At 71.6% G+C, this 6,243-nt stretch carries 6 protein-coding genes; 1 reads left to right on the top strand and 5 read right to left on the bottom strand.

What is annotated here, in order from left to right; translation table 11 throughout:
* From CCN42_RS01050 to CCN42_RS01030, 5 genes are all read right to left on the bottom strand, one after another.
* The coding region (locus CCN42_RS01050; RefSeq protein ID WP_245877090.1) for a glycosyltransferase family 2 protein at nucleotides 1-877 on the bottom strand (877 nt) is incomplete at its 3' end.
* Nucleotides 874-1,698 carry a glycosyltransferase family 2 protein gene (locus CCN42_RS01045; RefSeq protein WP_086732632.1) on the bottom strand — a complete coding sequence of 275 codons (825 nt, stop codon included), beginning with the start codon at nucleotides 1,696-1,698 and terminating at the stop codon, nucleotides 874-876. The genes CCN42_RS01045 and CCN42_RS01050, both read right to left, overlap by 4 nt.
* A 281-nt stretch (nucleotides 1,699-1,979) precedes the next feature.
* Complete coding sequence (locus CCN42_RS01040) at nucleotides 1,980-3,125, bottom strand: GNAT family N-acetyltransferase (RefSeq protein WP_086732631.1); 1,146 nt, start codon at nucleotides 3,123-3,125, stop codon at nucleotides 1,980-1,982.
* 1 nt (nucleotide 3,126) lies between these two features.
* Nucleotides 3,127-3,603 carry a DUF1616 domain-containing protein gene (locus CCN42_RS01035; protein ID WP_245877089.1) on the bottom strand — a complete coding sequence of 159 codons (477 nt, stop codon included), beginning with the start codon at nucleotides 3,601-3,603 and terminating at the stop codon, nucleotides 3,127-3,129.
* A gap of 140 nt (nucleotides 3,604-3,743) precedes the next feature.
* Nucleotides 3,744-4,949 (bottom strand): S8 family peptidase, encoded by a 1,206-nt coding sequence (locus CCN42_RS01030; RefSeq protein ID WP_086170136.1) that lies wholly within the window; start codon nucleotides 4,947-4,949, stop codon nucleotides 3,744-3,746.
* 369 nt (nucleotides 4,950-5,318) lie between these two features.
* Here CCN42_RS01030 and CCN42_RS01025 point away from each other — a divergent pair, with 369 nt between their 5' ends.
* On the top strand, nucleotides 5,319-6,122 hold the full coding sequence (locus tag CCN42_RS01025) for an SGNH/GDSL hydrolase family protein (protein ID WP_086732630.1): 804 nt from the start codon (nucleotides 5,319-5,321) through the stop codon (nucleotides 6,120-6,122).
* Nucleotides 6,123-6,243: the final 121 nt, after the last annotated feature.

Below are 6,243 nucleotides of genomic sequence, written 5' to 3'. Positions count from 1 at the left end.
CCGGCCGGGCGAGCAGCGCGTCGCGCAGCCCGCGCGCCACCCCGGCGGGCAGCACCCGGCCTGCGTAGCGCCGCTCCGACTCCAGTCCCCTGCCCGCGCCCACGCTCCGGGTGACCAGCGCCTTCGACAGGCCCTCGGCGTACGTCCGCGTGCGGAAGTAGCCGAACCGCTCGCGGCCCGCCGGCACCCGGTGGTGGATGACCGCCCGGTCGTCGATCAGCAGGACCGCACCGGGCACCGCCCGGGTGAGCCGGATGCACAGCTCCGTCTCCTCGCAGCCCAGCGGGCGCCTGTCACCGTTCCGGCCGATGCCGGTGGCGAAGCCGCCCGCCGCGGCGAACGCGGTCCGGCGGAAGGAGGCGTTGCCGCCGAGCACGTTGCGCACCCGCACCCGGCCGGGCGGCAGGCCCTTGTAGGTGCAGCCCACCACCCAGTCGAACTCCTCCGGGAACCAGACGGGACGGCGGCCCGACGCCCAGACGGGCACCGTACGGCCGCCGACCGCCATCACCCGGGGGTCGGCGTAGCCGTCGGCGAAGCGGCGCAGCCAGTCCCGTTCGGCGACGGCGTCGTCGTCGAGGAAGGCGATCACCTCGCCGTGCGAGGCGGCGATGCCGGTGTTGCGGCCGGCGGACAGCCCGCGGGGACCCGCGTTGGCGAGCACCCGCACGTCCCCGGCCTCCCCGTACTCCCCGGCCAGCCGGTCCAGCAGCGCCCGGTTGTGGTCGACGACCAGCAGGATCTCCAGCGCCGGCCGGGACTGCCCCCGCACCGAGGCGACCGCGGCGCGGATGTCCTCCCAGCGGTCCTCGGTGTAGACGCAGATCACCACGGAGATCCCGGGTGCGCCGGGGGCCTCTCCTCCCGTACCGCTCAAGACCTCTCTCCCCGCACCGCGTCCGGCATCGGCGAGGTGTGCGTACGGCGGCGCAGCGCCCGCCGGTTGGAGCGCTCCCGCAGGATCACCCGCAGCACCCGCAGCCCGTCGCGCACGGCGCTGAGGTTGCTGGTGCCGTGGATGCGCAGATACTCGTGACTCGGTATCTCCTGCACCTTCAGGCCCGCCTTGACCACTCTGATGTTCATCAGGGTCTCGACCTCGAAGCCGGTGCAGTCCAGGTCGATCTTGTCCAGGCAGTGCCGCCAGAACGCGTTGTAGCCGTAGCAGAGGTCGGTGTAGCGGGCGCCGAACTTGCGATTGACGACGGTGCACAGGGTGCGGTTGCCGAGCTTGCGGACGAACGTCATGTCGTCGGTGCCGCCCCCGTTGGCGAAGCGTGAGCCCTTGGCGAAGTCCGCGCCCGAGACCAGGGCGGAGACGTACGACACGATCTCGTTGCCGTCGGCCGAGCCGTCGGCGTCGACCATCACGATGATGTCGCCGGTGCAGGCCGTGAACCCGGTGATCAGGGCGTCCCCCTTGCCCTTGCCGCGCTGCCGGACGACCTTCACGCCGGGCCACAGGTCACGGGCGACCTCGACGGTGGCGTCGGTGGAGTTGCCGTCGACCAGGACCACTTCGTGTATCCAGGCGGGCAGGGTCTTGAAGACGTAGGGAAGGTTCTCCGCCTCGTTCATGGCGGGGATGACCACGCTCACCGGCGGCGCGATGGCCAGGTGAGAGGAGATCGGCCGGTACGCGGTCACCCTGGCCGGTTCGTCGTCCGTGGCCGCCGGGCGCAGTACTGAACTGCTCATGGGTCTGGTCCCTCTCGTCCGGTGGACCGCCCGCCCCTGGGCGGCCCGGCTGTGTGTCCGGTTCGAAAGGGGGGTTGTGTCACTGGCACAACTCGCCGGCCCCAGGAACGGCAGCCGGTTGCGCGGCACGTCCCGGTCGCCCGTGCGGACGCACGCCGACCGGATACGGCACCCCCCCTACCGCGCCTCACACCGGCACCACCGCGGCCCTGAGCCCTCCCCCGGCCCGCCGGGTGACGGTCGATGTGAGTGAGATGACGACGGTATTGATGAATGAGCGTTTATGGCAAGGTCTGCGACAAGGCCCGGAATTCTTGGTCTTTTTCCCCTTGCTGCCTCCCTGAGCGGATCTTCCCCACCTTTTTGAGCAGCCGGTCGGCGGGCTCGAACAACTCCGGCCGGGACACCACGGCGTTGCGCAGGGCCCGCACCGGGGCCCGGCGTGCCCGGTGCCCGAACGCCACCGGGTGGCGACGGGTCACCCACCCCTCCGACACCTGGATGTCCCGGGTCTTCAGGGAGTCCTTGTACTCCTTCTGGCCCCGGCCCAGATCGAGCTGGGCGATGCCGTCGGCGGCGGCCGCCTCGGCCATCCGCAGGTGCAGGACCAGACCGGGCGAGTACTTGGCGAACGCCGGGTCGTACGCCGGGAACCAGCAGGCGAGGATCCGCTCGCCGCGCAGCCCGAAATGCGCGGCGACCGGCCGCCCGCCCGCGTACAGCACCGACAGGATGCCGGCGAACCGGTCGGTGCGGGTGTGGAAGAGATGGTGGACCAGATCGGTGATCCAGCCCTGGGCGAAACGGTCGCTGCGCCCGGTGCGCCGGTACTGCGCCGACTTCCACGCCATGAGCGTGCGCAGCGCGGCCGGATCCCGCTCGTCGTGGACGTGGACGACCTCGCCGGCGTCCCGCCCCAGTCTGCGCTCCTTGGCGAGCGTGGTCCGGGTGAACTTCGGCGAGCGCTCGCGCAGCCCGGCGAGATAGGTGTCGTAGCCCTGGTCGACGTCCACGACCGGGGACGGGAAGGTGCCGGTGACCCCGCCCGCGAACGGCCGCTGGCCCTCGACCAGATGGTCGAACTCCCAGACCGCGAGCCCGCAGGCGCGCAGCAGCTCCCGGGCGTCCCAGGCGAACCCGGGCAGGTGCACCACGCCCTGCGCGTCGGAGACGCCGAGCCCGATCGCCCGGCCCACCCCGGCGGCGGACCGCTGGAAGGGGAGGAACGCGACCGGGTCGCCCTTCTCCCGGACCACCGCGATCCGCACCCCGCGCCGGTACCGGCCCACCGCGAGCGCGAACTCGGGGGACAGGAACGGATTGCCCAGCTCCGGCGCGCCGTGCAGATGCGCCTTGGCCTGGAGTGCGGTCCACGCCGCCCGGTCGGCGGCGGTCAGCTCGCCGGGTCGGTACACACTGATGTCCACGTCACCAGCCCCGTCTTCCCGGTGTACGGCCGTGCCACCGCCGCACCGCGACCAGCAGGAGAACGAGGGCGCTGAACGCGGACACGGCCACCAGCCCGCCGCGCACCGACCACTGGTGCGTGGCCAGCAGGACCTGGGCCACCAGCATGTCGACGGCCACCGCCCCCGCCAGCGAGGCGACGGCGCGGCCCAAGGGGTCCAGGCCGGTGAGCGCGGCGGCGATCGCCCCGGCCGGTGCCGCGAGCAGGAAGAACAGCACGAACGGGCCGCGCAGCGGCGAGCCCTGGCCGGTGAACGCGAGCAGCGCGCCCAGCCCGCCGGCTGCGGTGGCCGCGCCCGCGAGCAGTGCCGTCAGGTCCCTCCCCGGCCCTGACCGCGCCCGTTCGGCACCGTCCGTCCCGTCCGTCGGATCCGCTGGATCCGTCTGGTCCGTCGTATCCGTTCCGCCTGGATCAGTTGTGCTGCGAATGGTCTGCATGGGCGACTTTGCCCCCCGAAGCGCCGGATGCCGGGCTTCAATGTGGCCCAGTGCCGAGGGGGCCGTCAAGACCGCGCAGGTGTTCCCCGGAGGCGCCGCGCACCTCCGGGGAACCGTGGGTCACCTCAGCCGCGGGAGTGTCACGGGACGAGCTTCAGCAGGCGGTTCGGGGAGCCGCTGCCGGGGCTGGTCACCTTGCCGGTGGTCGCGCCGGCGGTCAGCGCCGAGGCGACCTGCGCCGGGGTGGCGGAGGGGTGGCCGGCCAGGTAGACCGCCGCCGCGCCCGCGACGTGCGGGGTCGCCATCGAGGTGCCGGAGATGGTGTTGGTCGCGGTGTCGCTGGTGTGCCAGCCCGCCGTGATGGAGGAGCCCGGCGCGAAGATGTCCAGCGCGGAGCCGTAGTTGGAGTAGCTCGCGCGGGCGTCGGTGCTGGTGGTGGCGCCGACGGTGATGGCCTCGGCGACCCGGGCAGGGGAGAACGAGGAGGCGTTGGCGTTGCTGTTGCCCGCCGCGACCGCGTAGGTGACGCCGCTGGCGATGGAGTTGCGCACCGCGGTGTCCAGCGTGGTGGAGACGCCGCCGCCGAGGGACATGTTGGCGACCGAGGGGCCGGAGTGGTTCTTCGTCACCCAGTCGATGCCCGCGATCACGCCGGCCGTGGTGCCCGAGCCGCTGTTGTTCAGCACCCGCACCGCGACGATCTTCGCCTTCTTGGCGACGCCGTAGGTGGAGCCCGCGATGGTGGTGGCCACATGGGTGCCGTGGCCGTTGCCGTCCTGCGCGGTGGTGTCGCCGTCGACGGCGTCGTAGCCGTTGACGGCGCGGCCGGTGAGCTGGGAGTGGGTGATGCGCACGCCGGTGTCGATGACGTAGGCCGTCACGCCGGTGCCCGCGCTGTCCGGGTAGGTGTAGGTGCCGGAGAGCGGGAGCGAGGTCTGGTCGATGCGGTCCAGGCCCCAGGGGGCGTTGGACTGGGTGGCGTCGATGGAGACGCGCTGGTTCTGCTCGACGGCGGCCACGGCCGGGTCGGCGGCGAGTCTCTTCGCCTCGGTCGCGGAGAGGGTGGCGGTGTAGCCGTTCAGGGCGCTGCCGAACGTCTTCCTCACCGAACCGCCGTACTCCTCGATCAGGTCCTTGCCCTGGCCCGACGCGGCCTTGAAGCCGGCACCCCGCTTGAGGGTGACGATGTAGCTGTCCTTGATCGCGGTGGGGGAGCCGGCCGCGAGCACGGTGCCCTCGGCCGGGGCGGCCTGGGCGGGGAGGGCGGTGAGTCCGCCCACGAGTGCGGCGGTGGCCAGGCTGGTTATCGCGGCGAGCCGCACCTTCTTGCTCCGCAGGTGTGCCATGACGAGGGAGTCCTCCTCTGGGCGGCGCGCGCCCGGTGGGGCGCTGCGTCTGTGGGGGATGTGCGCGTGCTCGCGCACACGGCCCGGAGCGGGGCGTACCGCCGCGGGCTGGGATCAAGCGTGGGTGCTCCTGAGGTGGGGAACAAGGGAGTTGAGCACCCGTCAACAAATCTGTCATGTACGCGAAATCAAGGGCAGGGGTGCGGTGAGGCATCGGACCGGAAGTGACCGCTAACGGTCCGAAAAGCGATCGAGAACAGTTCTGAAAGCGACTCCGAACGCACACAAAAGACTTGGCATGGACACTTCCCGTCAACACGCGTAGTTGGTACGACAGTTGTGGCGGAGATCCTGCTAAAGGGAGGTTCCATGAGACGTTCCCGACTTGTCGCATACCTGAGCTCGGTCCTCCTCGGCGTCGCAGCGACGCTCACCGGAGCCACCGCGGCCCACGCGACCGACGCCGCAGCCACCGGCTACGTGGCGCTCGGCGACTCCTACTCCTCCGGCCTCGGCGCGGGCAGCTACATCAGCTCCAGCGGCGACTGCAAGCGCAGCACCAAGGCGTACCCCCAGCTGTGGGCCGCCGCCAACGCCCCCTCGTCCTTCCACTTCACCGCCTGCGCGGGCGCCCGCACGGACGACGTCCGCAACGGTCAGCTCACCCCGCTCGGCGCCGGCACCGGCCTCGTGTCCATCAGCGTCGGCGGCAACGACGCCGGCTTCGGTGACGTCATGACGACCTGTGTCACCCAGTCCGACAGCACCTGCATCAGCCGCATCAACACCGCCCGGGCATACGTCGACTCGACGCTGCCCGGGAAGCTCGACGCCGTCTACTCGGCGATCCGCGCCAAGGCACCCTCCGCCCATGTCGTCGTGCTCGGCTACCCCCGCTTCTACAAGCTCGGCACCACGTGCCTGGGCCTGTCCGAGGCCAAGCGCAGCGCCATCAACCAAGCCTCCGACCACCTGAACGCCACGATCGAGAAGCGCGCCATGGACCACGGCTTCACCTTCGGTGACGTCCGCTCCACCTTCACCGGCCACGAGATCTGCTCCGGCAGCTCCTGGCTCCACAGCGTCAACTGGCTCAGCATCAGCGAGTCGTACCACCCGACCGCGAACGGGCAGTCCGGCGGCTACCTGCCGGTGTTCCGCAACGCGGCCTGATCCTCCAGGCCCGGCCCCCACACACCCGGTGGACTCCTCACGCACCGGGTGAACCCCTCACGCACCGGGCGAGACCTCACGAACCCGGTGAAGCGGAGACCCCGTCCGACGGGGTCTCCGC

Source organism: Streptomyces glaucescens (assembly GCF_002154375.1).
Lineage (GTDB): Bacteria > Actinomycetota > Actinomycetes > Streptomycetales > Streptomycetaceae > Streptomyces > Streptomyces glaucescens.
This window is presented reverse-complemented; position numbering and strand designations above follow the sequence as displayed.